Origin of the sequence: Phytoactinopolyspora halophila, from assembly GCF_003287285.1 — a bacterium.
Classification (GTDB): Bacteria; Actinomycetota; Actinomycetes; order Jiangellales; family Jiangellaceae; genus Phytoactinopolyspora_A; species Phytoactinopolyspora_A halophila.
The window spans coordinates 431784-448686 of the sequence record NZ_QMIG01000002.1; the positions used below are offsets into that span (position 1 = coordinate 431784).

16 protein-coding genes and 1 tRNA gene are annotated in these 16903 nt (G+C 64.4%); 7 read left to right on the forward strand and 10 right to left on the reverse strand.

Annotated elements, in window-relative coordinates:
* Nucleotides 1-118: 118 nt before the first annotated feature.
* Genes DPM12_RS04490 through DPM12_RS04510 form a run of 5 tightly spaced genes read right to left on the reverse strand, consistent with a single transcriptional unit; the run spans nucleotide 119 to nucleotide 6444 of the window.
* Complete coding sequence (locus DPM12_RS04490; protein WP_158542732.1) at nucleotides 119-1618, reverse strand: PucR family transcriptional regulator; 1500 nt, start codon at nucleotides 1616-1618, stop codon at nucleotides 119-121.
* Nucleotides 1615-2715, reverse strand: a complete 1101-nt coding sequence (locus DPM12_RS04495; protein ID WP_112257045.1) for a DUF917 domain-containing protein — start codon at nucleotides 2713-2715, stop codon at nucleotides 1615-1617. The genes DPM12_RS04490 and DPM12_RS04495 overlap by 4 nt, the downstream gene beginning before the upstream one ends.
* On the reverse strand, nucleotides 2672-3799 hold the full coding sequence (locus DPM12_RS04500) for an S-methyl thiohydantoin desulfurase family protein (RefSeq protein WP_112257046.1): 1128 nt from the start codon (nucleotides 3797-3799) through the stop codon (nucleotides 2672-2674). Before DPM12_RS04500 ends, DPM12_RS04495 begins: the two co-directional genes overlap by 44 nt.
* On the reverse strand, nucleotides 3796-4881 hold the full coding sequence (locus DPM12_RS04505) for an S-methyl thiohydantoin desulfurase family protein (protein WP_112257047.1): 1086 nt from the start codon (nucleotides 4879-4881) through the stop codon (nucleotides 3796-3798). Before DPM12_RS04505 ends, DPM12_RS04500 begins: the two co-directional genes overlap by 4 nt.
* Nucleotides 4882-4884: 3 nt before the next feature.
* Nucleotides 4885-6444 (reverse strand): hydantoinase/oxoprolinase N-terminal domain-containing protein, encoded by a 1560-nt coding sequence (locus tag DPM12_RS04510; protein ID WP_112257159.1) that lies wholly within the window; start codon nucleotides 6442-6444, stop codon nucleotides 4885-4887.
* Nucleotides 6445-6627: 183 nt separating this feature from the next.
* Here DPM12_RS04510 and DPM12_RS04515 point away from each other — a divergent pair, with 183 nt between their 5' ends.
* The 6 genes from DPM12_RS04515 (at nucleotide 6628) to DPM12_RS04540 (ending at nucleotide 11818) form a co-directional block, all read left to right on the forward strand.
* On the forward strand, nucleotides 6628-7359 hold the full coding sequence (locus tag DPM12_RS04515) for an aspartate/glutamate racemase family protein (RefSeq protein WP_211658421.1): 732 nt from the start codon (nucleotides 6628-6630) through the stop codon (nucleotides 7357-7359).
* Between the two features lie 4 nt (nucleotides 7360-7363).
* The gene (locus DPM12_RS04520; protein ID WP_112257049.1) at nucleotides 7364-7918 is read left to right on the forward strand and encodes a nitroreductase family protein; all 555 of its coding nucleotides are present in this window, start codon (nucleotides 7364-7366) and stop codon (nucleotides 7916-7918) included.
* A 3-nt stretch (nucleotides 7919-7921) separates the two neighbouring features.
* Complete coding sequence (locus tag DPM12_RS04525) at nucleotides 7922-8245, forward strand: DUF6092 family protein (protein ID WP_112257050.1); 324 nt, start codon at nucleotides 7922-7924, stop codon at nucleotides 8243-8245.
* A gap of 25 nt (nucleotides 8246-8270) precedes the next feature.
* A complete protein-coding gene (locus DPM12_RS04530; RefSeq protein ID WP_158542734.1) occupies nucleotides 8271-9602 on the forward strand; it encodes a cytosine permease in 1332 nt (443 codons plus the stop codon).
* A gap of 107 nt (nucleotides 9603-9709) precedes the next feature.
* Complete coding sequence (locus DPM12_RS04535) at nucleotides 9710-10123, forward strand: VOC family protein (protein ID WP_211658423.1); 414 nt, start codon at nucleotides 9710-9712, stop codon at nucleotides 10121-10123.
* A gap of 516 nt (nucleotides 10124-10639) precedes the next feature.
* Nucleotides 10640-11818: a Fic family protein gene (locus tag DPM12_RS04540; RefSeq protein WP_112257053.1), complete on the forward strand. Its 1179-nt coding sequence runs from the start codon at nucleotides 10640-10642 to the stop codon at nucleotides 11816-11818.
* Nucleotides 11819-12224: 406 nt separating this feature from the next.
* Here DPM12_RS04540 and DPM12_RS23070 read toward each other — a convergent pair whose 3' ends face one another.
* Complete coding sequence (locus DPM12_RS23070; protein WP_158542736.1) at nucleotides 12225-12392, reverse strand: hypothetical protein; 168 nt, start codon at nucleotides 12390-12392, stop codon at nucleotides 12225-12227.
* Complete coding sequence (locus DPM12_RS24245) at nucleotides 12383-12655, reverse strand: DUF433 domain-containing protein (protein WP_112257054.1); 273 nt, start codon at nucleotides 12653-12655, stop codon at nucleotides 12383-12385. The genes DPM12_RS23070 and DPM12_RS24245 overlap by 10 nt, the downstream gene beginning before the upstream one ends.
* A gap of 108 nt (nucleotides 12656-12763) precedes the next feature.
* Between DPM12_RS24245 and DPM12_RS04550 the strand changes: the two genes are divergently transcribed.
* Nucleotides 12764-13807 (forward strand): hypothetical protein, encoded by a 1044-nt coding sequence (locus tag DPM12_RS04550; protein WP_123788231.1) that lies wholly within the window; start codon nucleotides 12764-12766, stop codon nucleotides 13805-13807.
* Between the two features lie 205 nt (nucleotides 13808-14012).
* Here DPM12_RS04550 and DPM12_RS04555 read toward each other — a convergent pair.
* From DPM12_RS04555 to DPM12_RS04565, 3 genes are all read right to left on the reverse strand, one after another.
* Nucleotides 14013-14086, reverse strand: a tRNA-Gly gene (locus tag DPM12_RS04555).
* Between the two features lie 72 nt (nucleotides 14087-14158).
* Nucleotides 14159-16012, reverse strand: a complete 1854-nt coding sequence (locus tag DPM12_RS04560; protein ID WP_112257056.1) for a sensor histidine kinase — start codon at nucleotides 16010-16012, stop codon at nucleotides 14159-14161.
* Entirely contained in the window at nucleotides 16002-16700 is a 699-nt protein-coding gene (locus DPM12_RS04565; protein WP_112257057.1) for a response regulator transcription factor, read from the reverse strand. The genes DPM12_RS04560 and DPM12_RS04565 overlap by 11 nt, the downstream gene beginning before the upstream one ends.
* Between the last annotated feature and the right edge of the window lie 203 nt (nucleotides 16701-16903).

The window sequence follows — 16903 nt, forward strand, 5'->3', positions numbered from 1 at the left end:
ACCGACAACGTCGCACGAACGGTCACAGGACGACAGATACTGATCCTTACAGTTTCAGTCAAACCTACTGCTCCATGGTCACGCTCTACTGGGTCATGTGCGAGTTCGACAGCAGCGGCTAGCTGGGGACATCCAACGCACGGCAGGCGAGCTGGAACGCCAGCCGGACGTCCGGGTCGGCAAGGTCGATGGAAAGCGTCTGCGTGATCCGATTCAAGCGAGCATTGACGGTGTTGCGATGCACACCGAGCCGAGCGGCCGTCGTCGTGACCGAGTTGCCGCTGTCCAGGTAGGTTGCCAGCGTATCCAGCAAGGTCGTGTCGTGCGCCAGAGGTGCGAGAGCCGACTGCGCGAAATCCCGGGCAGTCGACGAACCCAGCAACTCTCCCACGAGCCGATGAATACCGACGGCGTCCGTGGCCGCGACGCCTCCTGTCCGCGAATCCACCCCTAAAGCGACCTCGCGTGCTTCGTCGAGCGAGGCGACCAGTCCCGTCGGGCCTTCCCGTGCCCGGCCGACACCGATGCGCAACGGCGTATCTTCTCCCATCGCGTATCGGCATCGCCGCAGCCGGGTGAGCAACCGGTGCAGGAATTCAGGCACGGGCGCATCGTCACTGGTCAGCCATCCTGCCCAGGCGTAACCACGCTGAACCACCGCACTGGGTATATCCACGCCACGAAGACCGGCCGCCAGGCGATCCCGCATAGCTTCGCCAGGTTCCACGGGCGGCACGAAGTACAGGCCGATGTGCCACCCGTCCAGCCGCCACCCCATCTCGGCAGCGCGTCGGCGGATCTCAGCGGTGGCCGCGCCGTGTTCCGCGATCAAGTCGGCGAGCAACCTGCTCTGCTGATGGTGGTCCTGCTCCAGCTCCCACCGGCGAGCGAGAAACCAGGCGCGCAGGTGCAGCACGGCCAGCCGAGCCAGGGTCGTCGATTGGTCGACCAGCACGTCCGGGGGATTGTCCAGGCGGATCAGCAGCCACTGGCGGCTGGGCCCGGGTACGGGATGAGACACGATGACCGTACCGTCTGGCCGCGTGATGGTCTGCTCGACCTCCAGATCGGTGCGAACGTCCGGGGCGAACTCGTTGATCTGCGCCTGATCACCGAGCACGGGTGAGGTTCCAAGTTCCCGTTTCACATCGGCGAGGACGTTCTCCGGCCCGGATGTCCCGTCCCGCCACCGGTACGCGCACCGCAGTACCCGGTCAGCCCGCTCGATCTCCGGTGTGGCGATCAGCCGCTGCAGCGTGCTCACGACGTCGAGGATTCGGTGCGGTGGCGCCGCCAACAGCGGAAGCCGAAGCTGGCTGGCGATGTGCAGGCTCGCGAGCGTCGGTCCAGGCGTCGACTCCGGCAGGACGATCCCGGCGGCACCGGCGAGCGCGGAACGCCGGATCAGCGCGTCCAACCGCCAGCTCGCGACGTCCGCCGCGATGCAGACGAGAAGCTGCTGCTCGTCAACGGCTTCGGTGGTGAGGTCCACCAGCCGGACGCCGGTAACCGGCGTGACGCCAGGTGTCTGGCTGATCAGGTGCAGGTCCTCCAGCCCGGGAAGCCCTGCCAGGAGGTCCGCATGCTGCACCAGGGGCCGTTCCGATGCCACGGTCACGCCTCCGGATGTTCCACCGGCACGGCCGTCCGGCGGGCCGGTACGTCCAGCGCGAACGCCGCGGGCTCGACATAACGCAGGGCACCGGGCTGCCACCATCCCGCCGCGCCCGGGAGGGCCGTCACCCGGACGTTTCGACCGTGCCGCACGGTCTCCACCGCGAGCACCTCGCGGGAGTCCACATCCCAGACCAGCAGCAGCTCCGGCACGGTAGCGACTGGCTCGCCGTCGACGATCACAGCAAGCCACTCGCTCTCCGCCTCTAACCGGAGTGTGCCTCCGGGCGGGGCGCTGAGATCGACGACGACCGTGGTGACCGGCATCCGCCGGCCGGCACGCGGCGCGCCCCTAGTGATCTCCACGATACGGCCCTCGCCGAGAACGGTCCCCTCAAGCTCGGTCACCTCGTCCAGGGCTGCACCGTCCTGTAGCCGGTGAACGTCGCGGCCGAGGGCCACGGCCCGGCTGACAGAACCGGGATGACATGCATTGATGATCATCTCGGCGGTCAACGGCTGGCAGACGAACACGGCCCAGCCGCCCATCGGGGTCAGCACGGCTCGGACGATGGCCTCCAGCATTGACGGAGTCATGTGGTCGAGCCTCAACTGCCGGCCGTGCACGTCGACCACCGTGGCCGGACATGGCGTCCACCCATGGGCCACGGGCAGGAGTTGCTGAAGCTCGGGCAGGGCCCGTCCCATCAGATCCGCGTCGACGAGCGGAACGTCCAGCGCAGCCGCGGCCCACACCGCGGCAACACCGTTGAAGCCTCCGATCTCCATCGGAATGAGCGCTTCCGGCGTGGTCTCCACGCCCATCCAGACGTCCAGCAGCTCTGCACCGGATGGGGGCCGCTCCGACAGCAGGCTCGTCGCCCCGACGAAACCGAACGGAACGGCCGTGGCACCTGGAGGCAGGGCCGAGGGTGGAATCACGTCCACACCCGAACAGGTGGTCAGCCGCCGGACGAGACTGGCGCACGCGATGTCCGGGTCACCGCCTCCTCCAGAACCGAAGACACGTACACCCTGGCCCAGCGCGTCGACATCGTCACGCTGGACTCGGAATGGTGTCGGGATTGCGCTGCTCGACAGGGATGAACTCCTCGGTCAGTCCGAACGCTTGCGGCCCGAAAATCTCCAGGGCCTGCGGGCTGCGCATGCTCGCCGGCGTGGAGATGGCGAACACGACGACCCGCTGGCCGAACTTTAACCCTTCGGTGGTGATCGGTTCACCGGTGTCGACATCCAGCACCGAGATCAGATCGGGTACGAGGGCGCGCGTGGTTCCGTTGACCCGGCAGATGAGGTTCTCGTTCTGGAACGAGATCTCACACACGTCGTCGTTGTCGAACCCCCGGAGGGTGACATCACCACGGACGAAACCCCCTTCCGTGCGGCGCGCGACGTCGGCCACCTTGCCACGGAACAGTTCCACCCCGTACGTGTACAAGGTCTCGCGCAACTCCTGCCGCAACGCCTCGAAGGGGTTCCGGTGCTGTTCACGGGCGACGCGGATACACCGGCCGAGCCGGAGGCCGAGGCTGATGGTTCGCGGGATGGCCGTGCGTTTCACTTCGGATCCCCGCATCGGGTAATCCGCGATATGCGAAGCGCCACCGAGCCGGATGGTCACCCCGCGTGAGATCCACTCCATCTGGTGCGCGTCCATGCCGGTGTCGATCACGATGGTGGAACCATCCGACGCGGCGATGGACATCGGGCAGCTGGACACGCCATACACGTAGAACGTCTCCATCTGCAGTTCCGGGAACGCGCGGCCCATCCCGTCCGCGTCGACACATGGCAGCCCGGCCATAGCCGCAGTGAACAGCGGCATCATCGAATTGATCCCGCCACATTCGATCGGCATCGTGGCCTGAGCCTTCTCGCCCAACCGATCCTCGAGCGTCCGCAGGGCCAGTATCGGCTCTCTACCGTGCGAGATCTTTTCCAGCATGATGGTCGGTGCGCCCATCATGGCCGTGGGGATGACCAGCGCGTCGTCGGCCACGTCATCCGGATCATCCGGGTCGAGCATCGTGATGCCACCGCCGTTGCCGAGCGCGCTCGCCACCAGCAGGCGGCCGATGTAGGGATCCCCACCGCCACCCGTGCCGAGCAAGGTGGCGCCCCGGGCCAGGTCGGGCAAGTCGGCGGCCGTCAGTGTCCAGCTCATGTCACCTCCGCGGTGGATGCGATCGGCCGGTGCTCGACGTCGAGCCCGAACGCGGGCGGACCGACGAGCGCCAGCCCGTCGGGAGACTTCCATCGCGGATCACACGGGGCGGCGCTGGCAACGACACGAAGCCCGTACCGCAAACCCTCGGTCGTGATCGGGGCCGCGGACTCGGCGTCGAACAGGCAGATCAGGTCGGGAACGACCGCCCGCACGGCGCCGTCCACGGTCGCCACCAGATGTTCGTTCTGGAATTGCAGCTCCAGCGTGCTTCCTTCGTCCAGTCCGGTGCCGGTGAGAGTCGCGCTACCGCGGGCGAACCCTCCCGAGGTACGGCGAGACACGTCGACCACCTTTCCGGTGAACAGCCGAGTCCCGGTGATGACGTGCAAGGCCGCGTCGACCGGGTCGTGGTGGCGCTGCCGCGCTTCCCGTACCTCGGCGCCGATCTTCCGGCACAGGGAGAGGCTCCCGGCAACCAGATGCTGCCGCGCCTGTCGCCCCTCCAACGGGTAGTTCGACAGCACGCTGGAGCAGCCCATCTCGATCGTGATGGTCCGGGCGAGCCGCTCGGTCCAGACGTTGTCCACCGTGTCCAGGACCGCGCTGTTGCCCTTGTCGTCGGCCAGCGCCATCGGCGTCGCCGCGATGCCGCCCATGGTGGGCATCACCATCTGCAACTCGGGAAACGCTCGCCCCATCCCGTCGGCGTCGACCAGCGGCAGGCCCATCTGGGCCGCCGCGGCCACCGGGATGAGCGAGTTGATGCCACCCGCCTCGATCGGGACGAGGTGGGTGGCCTTCCTCCCGAGCCGGGCCTCCACCATCCGCACGACGGTCTGCAGGTCGTCCCGGCCCGGGATCTTCTCCACCATGACCGTGGGCGCACCCATCATCGCCACTGGCAGCACGAGCGCGTCGTCACCGACCTCGTCGAGCCCGACCAGCTCGACCGGGCCATGATCGGCGATCGCCTGCTGCGCGAGCAGGCGCCCGATGTACGGATCGCCACCACCCCCGGTTCCGAGCACGGCGGCGCCGAACGCGAGGTCTTCGAGATCCCCTTCAGTCAGATGAGTCATCGTTCAGCCCTCGAGCACCAGATCGCCGACGGCCTTGACGCGGATCCGGGTCGCATTGCCGGGGAGATACGCGATCGGCACTTCGTCGACGTCGATGATGTCGACGGTGCCGGGGTCGGCTCCGGCCGCGACGGCCCGTTCTCGTGCCTCTTCCTTGGCCCGGGCGACCACCTCGTCCCGCTGGCCGGGCTCGACCGGGAACACCCGGTCCACCTCGCCTCCGACCTGGGCGATGGCCGCCCCGATCGCGTTGGCCACCGCGTAATGGTCCGGCCGATACACCTGGCTGGCGACGTCGAACTCGTCCGGCACCAGGAAACTGCCCCCGCCCACCGCGACGACCGGTATCGGATCCTCGGACGTGCGCATCCGGTCGACCACATCACTGGCCATACGCGCAGCTGTCGCGCGGGCTTCGTCGACTAGCTCCGTCGACAAGTGCGCCACCTTGCCGTGATCGCCCACATCGGCGATCCCGGCAGCCACGGCGACGTCGGTGGCGGTGAGCGTGTCGCCACCAAACACGAGGGCCTCCTGGCGCAGCCGGTAACCTACCGAGTCCGGGCCGATGGTCAGCGCGGACCCGTCGGAGCCGTCCTGGCGCACGATGCTCCCGCCCCCGAGACCGATGCTGATCACGTCCGGCATCCGAAAGTTGGTCCGGATGCCGGCGACGCTGACCTCGGTGCCGGCCTCCCGAGGGAAATTCTTGACCAGGATGCCGACGTCCGCCGTCGTTCCCCCGACGTCTACGACGGCGCAGTCGGCAAGCCCAGACAGGAACGCCGCGCCCCGCATCGAGTTCGTCGGACCGGACGCGAAGGTGGCGACGGGATAGCGGCGGGCGAAATCGACGTCCATCAACGTCCCGTCGTTCTGCGATAGGTACAACCGTCCCGAGATGCCCGCGGCCCGCACCGTCTCCGCGAGGCTGTCCAGGATGGTCGGCGCCAGCTCGCGCAACGCCGCGTTGATGATCGTGGCGTTCTCCCGTTCCAGCAGCCCGATCCGGCCGATCTCATGGGACAGGCTCACCATGACGTCGGGCACCTCGGAGCGGACGATCTCGGCCGCACGGATCTCGTCGTCGGCGGAGACGGGCGAGAAGACCGACGAGATGGCAACGCTTCGCGCCCCGTTCGACTTCATGTCCTGGGCCGCCTTCCGGATCTCGTCCTCGTCGAGCGGCGAGATGGCGCGCCCGTCGAACTCGACGCCTCCATGACACAGGTAGGGACGCCCCGACATCGCGGTGACGAGATGCTCGGGCCAGTCGGTGAACGGTGGAAGGGCGGCGGTAGCAGGGAGGCCAAGGCGGATAGCCGCAGTGGGCGCGAGCCGACGCGCTTCGACGAGGGCGTTGGTGAAGTGCGTCGTGCCGATCATCACCGCCTTGACCTGGCTCATGTCCACGCCCGGAGACCGGTCGAGATCGCGCAGGGCAGCAACGATGCCACCGGTCACGTCTTCGGTCGTGGCCGTCTTCGTCATGGCGACCACCCCGTTGCCGTCCATGTAGACGGCATCCGTGTTGGTGCCTCCGACGTCGATACCGATACGCATCGGCGTCCCTTCGATCGCGGGTGTCTCGTTCAACGGCATTGCCGACACTAGACAGAGTCCGGATCGATGTCACGCAGCATTGTGCCCAGTTATGCGGCTATGAATAGGCAGTTTGCACATTGTCCGCATACTGCTTCCAGCCTACTGTCTCCGGAACGGCGACGCCCGAGGAGAGGAGGAGCTGTGCGACTCACGGCGATCTCGCCGATTCTGGGCGAAGGCTTCGAGGCCGAAGTCGAAAAGGAAACCGCGACGTGGATTCCACACGATGTCGAGTTGGACGTGCGTTCCGTCCGGTACGGCGTGGAGTCCATCGAATGCGAGTACGACGAGGTACTGTGCGCGCCGCCCATTCTCGAGCAGGTCGAGATGGCAGTAGCGGCAGGCACCGACGGCGTGTTCGTGAGCTGCTTCGCCGACCCGGCAGTCGCCGCCGCACGCGAGCGGGTAGACGTGCCCGTCGTCGGTGGATTCGAACCGCCCGTGCTGACCGCACTGTCACTGGGTGAGCGCGTGGGGATCGTGACGGTTCTGCCGAACGTCGTCCCGACGATCCGCGCGTCGATCCGGCGCCACGGCCTCGCCGAGCGCTGCTCGTCCATTCGCGTTGTGGACATGCCGGTGCTCGGCCTCGCCGATCGGGAGACGATGCTGGTGCGGCTACACGAGCAGGCCCGCGCCGCGATCGACGGCGACGAGGCCGACGTCATCGTCCTGGGGTGCACGGGCATGTCAGGGGCCGCTGCAGAGCTCCAGCAGCGGCTGGCGACCTCCGGTCCGACGGTGCCCGTCGTCGATCCAACCGGAGCGGCGATCGGATGGCTACTGCACCTGGCGAGACTCGGCGTGACGTCGAGCCGGGCGACCTATCTGCCCCCGCCAGACAAGAAGCGCGTCCCTGCGAACGGGCGTTAGCGCCATGACGGCGACCAGCACCGACCAGCAGGACGTCCACGACATCGCCACGCTGATGCGCCGTCGCCGGATGCACCGCGAGTTCGACGAGCGTCCGGTGCCGCGCGACGCCCTCGAGACGATGGCGTGGGCGGCGACCCGCGCTCAGCAAGCTCGCTCCGGCGTACGACACATCGTCGTCGTCGACGATCCGGCGGTGATGACCGCTGCCCGGCAGGTCCTGCCGGGCTTCATCAACAACGCGCCCGCGATGATCGTTCACTGCACGGACGTGATCCGGGCTGCCCAAGTACTCGGCCCGCGTGGGGTCGAGGTGACGTCCCGCCTCGATGCGGGAGCGGCCTGTGCTCATCTGGCGCTCATGGGGCAAACCCTCGGTCTCGGCGTGTGCACCGTCACCAGCTGGACCGAGTCCGCGGTGCAAGCGCTGCTGGAACTGCCGGAGCACATCAGGCCGGATGTCACCGTCGCCGTGGGCTACGTCTCGACGTCGCCAGCTCCGCCCGCGCGCGGGTTTCAGACGCATTACCACCACAACCGGTTTGCAGACGGGGCGTAGCAGATGGGAAAGGAACTCGACCAAGCCATCTTCGGCATCATCACGCACCTCGTCACGAGCGCACCGACGAGCTTGCAGGAAACCCCGAGCCTGGCGGCGTTTCGCATGGTCGACGCGGCACACCGCCTGATGGAGCTCGTCAACGAGAACGACACGTTCCAGCAGGATGAATTCCTGCAGTCAGCACGAGCCGAATACATGGCGAACTTCAACCTCGTCATGACCGACCCCGACGCGTTCGACGCCTGGTTGGCGAGCTACGTCCAGTCGTTCACACGGGAAGCTCTGCGTCGCGCCCATGCCGACTCACGGGCCCCAGACGCCTAGATGCGCGGGCCCAAGGGAGGTCACGATGGATTCTTCGAAGGCGGACAAGTTATTCCAGGACTACAGCACCGAAGAGGTACCACCGGAGAAGACCAGAAGCTGGCTGTCCATGGGCCTGATCTGGTCTGGTGTCGGTATCAGCCTCGGCCTCCTGCTCACCGGTGGCACGGTAGCGGAAGGACTGAGCATCCAGCAGGCACTCGTGGCGGGAATCATCGGTGGCATCATTCTCGCCATCATCAGCTCGCTCACCGGAATCGTCGGCGCCCGGGCGCACCTGTCCACGGCAATGGTCAGCCGGTTCGCCTTCGGAAACCAGGCCGTACTGCTCATCGCCATGCTTCAGGCCCTCGGCTCCTACGGGTGGTTCGCCGTCCAGCTCGGGCTGTTCTCCCGGGCGGCGAGCACCGCCTGGGAATCGACCACCGGTATGCAGTGGGCAGATGCCCCGTTCATCATCGCCGGCGGCCTGCTGATGATCGCGACATCCATCGTGGGTTACCGGGCCCTGGACAAGCTGAGCAAGATAGCGGTACCGCTGATGCTGGCACTCATGGCCGCATCGGTATGGCGCATCCTCGAGGACACCTCGATGTCCGAGATCGCCGAGCTACGGGGTGATGGTGCGGCCATCACACTGGGGACGGGCATCTCGCTGGTGGTGAGCTCGTTTGTCGTCGGGGCGGTCATCGCGCCCGACGTCGCCCGGTACGCCAAGTCACCCAAGCACGTAGTCGGTGGTGCGGTATTCGCGTTCGCCGTGGTAACCCCCACCGTCATGGCCGTCGGCTCGTTGATGGCCCTGCAGACCGGCACGTCCGACATCGTGAATATCCTGCTTCGTCTCGGGTGGGGTGTCCTCGCGCTGCTGTTGCTGATGCTCGCCCAGTGGACGTCGAACGACAACAACCTCTACTCCGCCGCGCTCGGCTTCGTCGTCGTGTTCCGAAGCTGGAAGAAGTGGCAGCTGACCGGTATCGCCGGCGTCATCGGCATCATCCTGGCGCTCGCGGGGATCTATGACAGCTTCACGACCTTCCTGACCGTGCTGGGCATCTTCATCCCGCCGATGGCCGGTGTCATCGTCGTCGACTACTACATCACGCGGAAGACCGAATACCAGGGCGGGTTCGAGAAGACCGTCGTTCCCGTTCGCATACTGTCACTGGCCGCGTGGGCAACCGGATCCGGTGTCTCGGCGCTCACCAGCTATACCGACGTGAGTTTGACCAGCATGTCGGCCGTCGACGGCCTGCTCGTCGCCGGAATCTTGCAGGTGATCTTCGGCAGATACCTCGATACCCGCTCCGCGGTCTCCGACGACCGTAGTGCGGAGGGATACGAGTACGCGGACTGACGGAGGCCGACCCGCCACGGGATGTCGCCGGGCGTGGCGACACGGGTGAGCAGGCCGATCAGGATCCGAGAAGCGCGGGCGACGGAACGCCAGCTAGCGTGACACGCATGGATATCACCATTCACGCGAGCTTCCTCCCGCACAACGATCCGGACGCCTCCCTGGCGTTCTACCGCGACACTCTCGGCTTCGAGGTCCGCGGTGACGTCGGATACGGCGGGATGCGCTGGATCACGGTCGGCCCCACCAGCCAGCCCGGCACGTCCATCGTCTTGGAGCCGCCCGCACCAGACGGATGCGGCAAGACCGAGGACGAGGTCCGCGTCATCACCGAGATGATGGCCAAGGGCACCTATGCCGGTGTCAACCTGGCCACCACAGACCTCGACGCCACGTTCGAGCGGCTGCAAGCCAGCGATGCCGAAGTTGTCCAGGAGCCGACCGATCAGCCGTGGGGAGTTCGCGACTGCGCATTCCGTGATCCCGCAGGAAACATGATCCGCATCATGGAACAGCCCTGATCCATCCCGGCAATCGCAGGGGAGCGCGAGCCCGAAGTATCGAATCAGCAGCGGTGATACCGAAATCGACATCAATGAGGTGCTCATTGATGTCGATCATCGAGGGCGAGCACGTCATGGCTGAGGGGCGAGGCGCGTACGCCGGGCACACGAAAGTGTGCCTGATCGTTCGTTGTACGAGCAGTGCTGCGCCATGGTGGATGACCTGACAGTTGGCGTTCGCCGCAGCCCGGCCTCCACACGTAGGCGGCCGACCGGCCATCGAAGCCACGACATGCGCCGCCTCGCGACGTCGAAGTTGAGCGCTTCTTCCAAATCCACTGCAACCACACGGAACAACTTCCAACCAAACCAGCCAGTCACTTGGAAGTTTGCCCGCTTCTTCCAAATCCACTGCAACCACACGGAACAACTTCCAACCAAACCAGCCAGTCACTTGCACCACGCAACAAGGCTGGAGCCCGTTCCAGGCGTGAACTTCCAACTCAAGGCCACCTTGTGTTGTAGTTTGCCTGCATGGACCACTCCCGGTACCAGGCCCCCACCTTCGGCCAGGCAGCCAAAGAGCCAGGGAACCGCTATGCCTTCTGGTACTTCGCTCCTCGCCCCGTTCCGCGGAGCTTACCCCTGGGAAGTGCGACTATTGCTGCACTCTCCGATGCTGATGCGGCTCTCGGGCACCTTCAGGGACTGGGAAGAATCATAAAAGATCCACAGCTGCTTGTCGGTCCCTATCTAACCCGTGAAGCTGTGGCAAGTTCCCGCATCGAAGGAACTCAAGCCTCCATGTCCGATGTCCTTCAAGCAAAAGCCGGCGGCACCAGAGCCGAAAATGAAGACATTGCAGAAGTGACGCGCTACCTACAGGCTGCCTACGAGGGACTTCGGCTAATCGAGGAACTTCCCATCACTCAGCGGTTAATCTTTCGGCTTCACGAAATATTACTGCAAGGAGTCCGGGGCGAAGATAAGCTTCCTGGTGAACTCCGGAGATCTCCGGTATGGGTCGGTTCTCCCACAGACAGTCCCGACACAGCCCTGTACGTACCCCCACTACACAATCTAATTCCCGACCTCCTGACAGACTGGGAAGAATTCGTCAACACACCTAGCGTCTATCCGGTTCTCATAAAATGTGGGCTCATGCATTATCAGTTCGAAACCATACACCCTTTCCTCGATGGAAATGGCCGCATCGGTCGCCTGCTAATCAACTTGATGCTGATGGCAGAGGGGAGACTCAGTGCACCCATTCTATATTTATCAGGCTATCTTGAATCCCATCGGCAAGAGTACTACGACCGTCTCCAAGCCGTCCGGGAAAGGGGCGAGGTCGAGCAATGGCTACAGTTCTTTCTGACCGCAGTCCGGCGTCAAGCAGATGATGCAGTCGAACGGGCAGGGCGTCTCATCGAACTTCGAGAGAGTTATAGAAAAGAAGCCGCGCAGTCCAGGTCGAGCCTACCTGCGCTCGTTGAACACCTTTTCCAGAACCCATACGTAACCGTCGGGAGTGTTGAAAGCAACACTGGACTCACGAATCAAGGCGCCCGAAATCTGATTCGGGACGCCGCCCGAAGGGGATGGCTAACTGAAATTGACTCACGAGGTAGAGGCGGAAAGACATATTGGGTGGCAAATCGTATTGCCGCGATAATTGAAGCTCCGATGACCTATAACGGCGGCGACAATTAGAGTAGCGAGAAGGACTCCCGGCACCCGCAGCCAGTTTAGCCACACCTTGTTCCGCTTCGATCGCAGGAAGGCCGTGCTGTGAACGGCGGTCAATGAGGACCAGCTTGTTGCCCCGGAATCCATGCCAAATCCCCGGGGCAGACAAGGAAACGCCACAGGAGCCGCCACGGATCCCGCTCAAACAGGTGAGCTGGCAGACGCCATGCTGGACCGCTATCGGTTGATGATCCTCGTAACGGCATTTGCGAGTCTGCGGTACGGCGAGGTCACCGTTCTGGAGGCTGCACATCGATCTCGCGGGCGCGACTATCCAGGTCCGCCAACAGTACTTGGAGATCACCGGAGAAGGTCTGGTACTCGGCTCCCCGAAGTCGCCCGGGTTAATGGCCCGCCAATGGCCCGCGACTCACGTCGATTCAGATCCGCCCATTGGCAGACGGCGTACCCGGATGCGGTCGTTGAGGATCGCCACTACTGCGCCGGATGATAGGTCCTCCTCCACCGCCGGAAGGTTGGCGATGAGAACGGCCGCCTGTTCGTCGGGATGCTTGGCGGGTCTGCGGATCAACACCACGCTGGGTAATGATGCGCCGCTCGTAGCCAACAACTCCCCAAGTCAGTGTCAGCCGAGATCAATACACGGCTCTCCGCCACGGCGGCTGCTGCGTCGATGTCTTCCGTCGACAGCTGCGGGTAGTCGGCCAGGATCTCTTCCCGGGACGAGCCTTCCGCCAGGCGGCCAACGACCATGGACACGGGTATACGGGTGCCACGGATGCACGGCACGCCGCCCATGATCCGATGATCAACGGCGATTCTGTCGATGTTTCGGTCCATAGCCCTGGCAGAATGATCTAGAAGAAATCCACTCGATCCAGAATAGAAGCCCACTTGGCAGTCCGTGGATCATAGTTGGAGTAGGCAGCTCACGTATAACCTCGGCACATGATCAGCTCGGCAACGCGAAGAGTGACGTTGATCAGTATGGGCGCCGTTGCTCTCGTGCTCACCGGATGTTCTGCCGATTCCCCCAACGCTCCGTCTGGTAGCGCCGACGGGGAAGAGAGCCCGCTCAAGGAGTACATGGGCGTTCACTATCCCGGTGTCGATCATCGGGAACAGGCAATCATCAGAGCTGACGACCCGGGTATGTCTGAAGACGAGCGGAACGACTACCGGCGCGTTGAGCAGCTCGTTGCCCAGTGCATGCAGGAAGAGGGCTTCGAATACGTGCCGAGGTCAGCAGACGACCAGCGATCGGACATCGCAGAGTACGAAGAAGCGTATTCACTCGGACCCGAAGAGTTCGCCGAAGAGCACGGATACGGGATCACCACGCTCATGTTCAAGCATGACGATCGGCCCGAGGACCCAAACGAAGAGATCCGCCAAAACATGTCGGCACCTGAGCGCGAGGCCTACGACCGCGCCCTCAACGGCGAGATGGATACGGATACCACACATGAAGCGGAAGGCCATCCGGGCGAGCTCCCACCCGAGAAGCGCGGGTGTCGAGGTCAGGCGACCGCCGAGGTATACCCGGAGACAGCCGACGCCCCGGTCACGGAGCAATTCGCAGGTCTCATGAGTGATGTCGCTTCGCTGCACGACAGAATCCGCAACGACCCCCGGGTGACGGAAGCCGCCTCCGACTGGCAACACTGCATGGCTGACAGTGGACACTCCGACCTCGAGCATCCAGACGAAGCCATGTCTTCGGTCCTTCAGCGAATGACTGACCTGCGCAGATCCGCGCAGGACGAAGACTCAGGTGACATGGAAGATGGTGGCACGTCCGAGGATCTCGACCAGCAACAGCTCGCCGAGCTCCAGGAATACGAGGTCGACGTGGCCACGGCCGACTATGCCTGCCGGCAAGAGCACTACAACGAGACCTACCGCGAGGTGGCCTTCGAGATGGAACAGGAGTTCGTCGAACGGCACGAGGACGAACTCGAACGATTCCGTGACGCGATCGTGCGCCCCTGAATCGACAGGGAGCCGAGCATATCCACGGCCGTTCGTGCACATTGATGCCCATCTGAACGAAGCCGATCAGTCCGATGACCACGATGGGCGGCCAGTGTCTACGCCACAACGAGCTAGTGGCACGGTAATGGCCCACGCTACCGAGCCGGAGTACCGGCAGCTACACGAGATGGGAGGTGAAGAGGCTGTGATCTGCGGCTTCTTGTGGAGCGGGTGACGGGAATCGAACCCGCACTGTCAGCTTGGGAAGCTGAAGTTCTGCCATTGAACTACACCCGCGAACGCCACCCCGAAGGGTAACGACCGGGTTGAATAATACCTGGTTCAGGCCGCTTCGGTCATCTCCCGACGTCAGCCGATACCGGCCGGTTGGCGCAGGGGTAGACGTATCGTGAACACCGAGCCCGCACCTGCGGTACTGGCGACGTCGATAGTGCCGCCGTGCGCCTCGACAAGATGCTTGCAAATCGCCAGCCCGAGGCCGCTGCCACCGGTCTCGCGGCTTCGTGACCCTTCGACCCGGTAGAAACGGTCAAACAAGTGGGGCAGGTGTTCTTCCGGGACGCCAGGTCCATCGTCCTCCACCACCAACGACGCGGACTCATCCCCACCACGTGCATAGACGGTGACGGTCCCGCCTTCAGGAGTGAACCGGATGGCATTCGACAAGAGGTTCCCCAGGGCCTGGCGCAGACGTTCCGGATCGAAGGCTACAGTCACCGGCTCGGCATCCAGCCGCAGCTCCACGCCGGCCTCGTCGGCGGCAGCCCGATGCGCTGCGACGACTTGACGGGCCAGCGCTGCCGCATCCTGTTCTTCCGGGTAGACACGAAGCATTCCAGCGTCAGCCAGGGCCAGGTCCTGTAGGTCGTCGATCAACCGCTGGAGCAGTGCGGATTCCTCCCGCAACGACGAAACCAGCGACGAATCCAGGGGGACGACACCGTCTTCGGCCGCTTCGAGATATCCGCTGACGTTGGACAGTGGCGTACGCAACTCGTGCGCGATATCACTCACCATGGCTTTGCGTTGCGCCTCGTTCACCTCGATGGACTCGGCCATGGAGTTGAACGCCCGGCCGAGGTCGGCAATCTCGTCCTTGCCGTTCACCTCGACCCGCGCACTCCGGTCGCCTGCACCCATTCGCCTCGCGGCCGCTGTGAGCGCATGGATCGGGCGGGTCATGCGGCGGCCTACCAGCACGGTGACGCCGGTCGCCGCCGCGAGCACGGCCAGCCCGGCGAGGACGGTTCGCCACCAGCCGTCGCCGAAGAACGGGTCAAATCTCTCGGTGGTGCCGGTGTACATCACGACCGGATCGGCGGTGAAGGACTCCATGGCCTCGTTCCAGCCACGGTCCATGCACTCCGACCAGCGCTCGTCGTCGATCCGCGTGTCGTCGCGCATCTGTGCCCCGTCGTCGCCTTCACTCAGCGGCACCACCTGGCGCAGTCCCCGGTCGCCGGTGACGACGGTGTGGGGGATGTCGGCCTCGTCGAGACAGTCGGAAACGATGCTGGCTTGCATATCGTTGGCTTCCGCTGCCGCCTGGGTCGGTTCGAGCAGCTCGTCACTGACGCACGAGCGCAGCTCCTCGTCATTCACATCTACGGGCAGTTGGTCGAGCTCGCCCTCCTTCATGCACTCTCGCGCCTCTGCCGCTAGCCGCTCACGCCGTTCGGCCTCCTCGTCGGTCATCCGCCACTGAAGTGGCACCTCTGGCATGGACAAGAACCCGCCCACTCGCGTCCTCGTGCCGAAGACCGGACCAACCTCCACATGTTCTTCAATGACAACACCGCCGGTGTTGTCACCTCCCGAGGTTCGCGCGGTTCCCACAGCAAGCTGGTTAGAAGACAGCACGTCGATCTCCGCGGTCGGGTTCGACGGCAACGGCGGCGTACCTCCCGATGATTCAGCCGAGTCAGCGACGATCCGGCCGTCGTCATCCGCCAGCGCCACTCGACGATCCGTACGTTCCGCCAGCTCGATCAAATGATCATCTACGTCGTCCCACGAATCATGTCGTGCCGCGTAGGACATGAGCTCCTGATAGATGAACGTGTCCGCTTCCAGCGTGCGTTCGAACTCCCCGCGAAACCGTTCCCCGGTGTCCCGGGAGGTCAGCCATGCCGTCGCGACGATCGCCAGGGTTGCGACGGCAAGCGCCAGGCCGAGAAGCCGCATCGGCAAGCTATGTCGCATCGGGTATCTCCGCCATCTTGTATCCGACTCCGAAAACGGTGATCAGGTACGTCGGCGCTGCCGGATCCGGCTCGACTTTCCGGCGCAGATTCATGACGTGCACGTCGATCGTGCGATCCAGCACGTAATGATCGAACCCGAAGGCGTGTTCCAGGAGGTGCTGCCGGCTGAACGCGCGACCGGGTGACGCAGCCAGGCATTCGAGAATCTTGAACTCCGCCGGTGTCACATCAACCCGGCTGTTCCCCTTCCAGACCTCGTGCCGAGCCTCGTCGACCACGAGACCTCCGATTCGATACCGCTGCCCGTCCAGACCGCCGGTGCGTGCCGTTCTCCGGAGCACGGCACGCACTCGAGCCACGAGCTCGCGCGGACTGTACGGCTTCGTGATGTAGTCGTCCGCACCGAGATCCAGGCCCAACAACAGGTCGTCCTCGGTCGAGCGCGCCGTCGCCATGACGACCGGGACGTCGGTTTCGGCGCGTAGAATCCGGCAGACGTCGAGCCCATCTGCACGGGGCATCATCACGTCGAGGACGACAAGGTCTGGTGAACGCCAACGGGCTTCGTCGATGGCGGCCCGTCCGTCACTGACCACGACCACTGAGTGCCCTTCTCGTTCCAGATAGCGACGAACCAAGTCGGCCTGCTTGTGATCGTCCTCGGCGACCAGGATTCGGGCTCCCATGGGGGAGAGTGTGCCAAGACCGCGTCAAGATTCGGTGAAGAACACCATTCTGACCGGGTCTTCATAGGAACTTCACAGGTTTCACCGCACGCTGGAGCGATGGTTGATCGAGCAACTCGCGACGTCGAGGCGCGTACCCGGGGGTGTTGGATGATCTTCCGTCCTGGCTACCCTCGATCCATGATCAGGTCACGAATACGAAT

Excerpts from the sequence above, each read along its gene's own strand:
- DPM12_RS04500 (WP_112257046.1), bottom strand. The coding sequence starts at position 3,799 with ATGAGCTGGACACTGACGGCCGCCGACTTGCCCGACCTGGCCCGGGGC.
- DPM12_RS04565 (WP_112257057.1), bottom strand. The coding sequence starts at position 16,700 with ATGGGAGCCCGAATCCTGGTCGCCGAGGACGATCACAAGCAGGCCGAC.
- DPM12_RS04530 (WP_158542734.1), top strand. The coding sequence starts at position 8,271 with ATGGATTCTTCGAAGGCGGACAAGTTATTCCAGGACTACAGCACCGAA.
- DPM12_RS04510 (WP_112257159.1), bottom strand. The coding sequence starts at position 6,444 with ATGCGTATCGGTATCGACGTCGGAGGCACCAACACGGATGCCGTCTAC.
- DPM12_RS04520 (WP_112257049.1), top strand. The coding sequence starts at position 7,364 with ATGACGGCGACCAGCACCGACCAGCAGGACGTCCACGACATCGCCACG.
- DPM12_RS04550 (WP_123788231.1), top strand. The coding sequence starts at position 12,764 with ATGATCAGCTCGGCAACGCGAAGAGTGACGTTGATCAGTATGGGCGCC.
- DPM12_RS04535 (WP_211658423.1), top strand. The coding sequence starts at position 9,710 with ATGGATATCACCATTCACGCGAGCTTCCTCCCGCACAACGATCCGGAC.
- DPM12_RS24245 (WP_112257054.1), bottom strand. The coding sequence starts at position 12,655 with ATGGACCGAAACATCGACAGAATCGCCGTTGATCATCGGATCATGGGC.
- DPM12_RS04505 (WP_112257047.1), bottom strand. The coding sequence starts at position 4,881 with ATGACTCATCTGACTGAAGGGGATCTCGAAGACCTCGCGTTCGGCGCC.
- DPM12_RS04540 (WP_112257053.1), top strand. The coding sequence starts at position 10,640 with ATGGACCACTCCCGGTACCAGGCCCCCACCTTCGGCCAGGCAGCCAAA.
- DPM12_RS04560 (WP_112257056.1), bottom strand. The coding sequence starts at position 16,012 with ATGCGACATAGCTTGCCGATGCGGCTTCTCGGCCTGGCGCTTGCCGTC.
- DPM12_RS04525 (WP_112257050.1), top strand. The coding sequence starts at position 7,922 with ATGGGAAAGGAACTCGACCAAGCCATCTTCGGCATCATCACGCACCTC.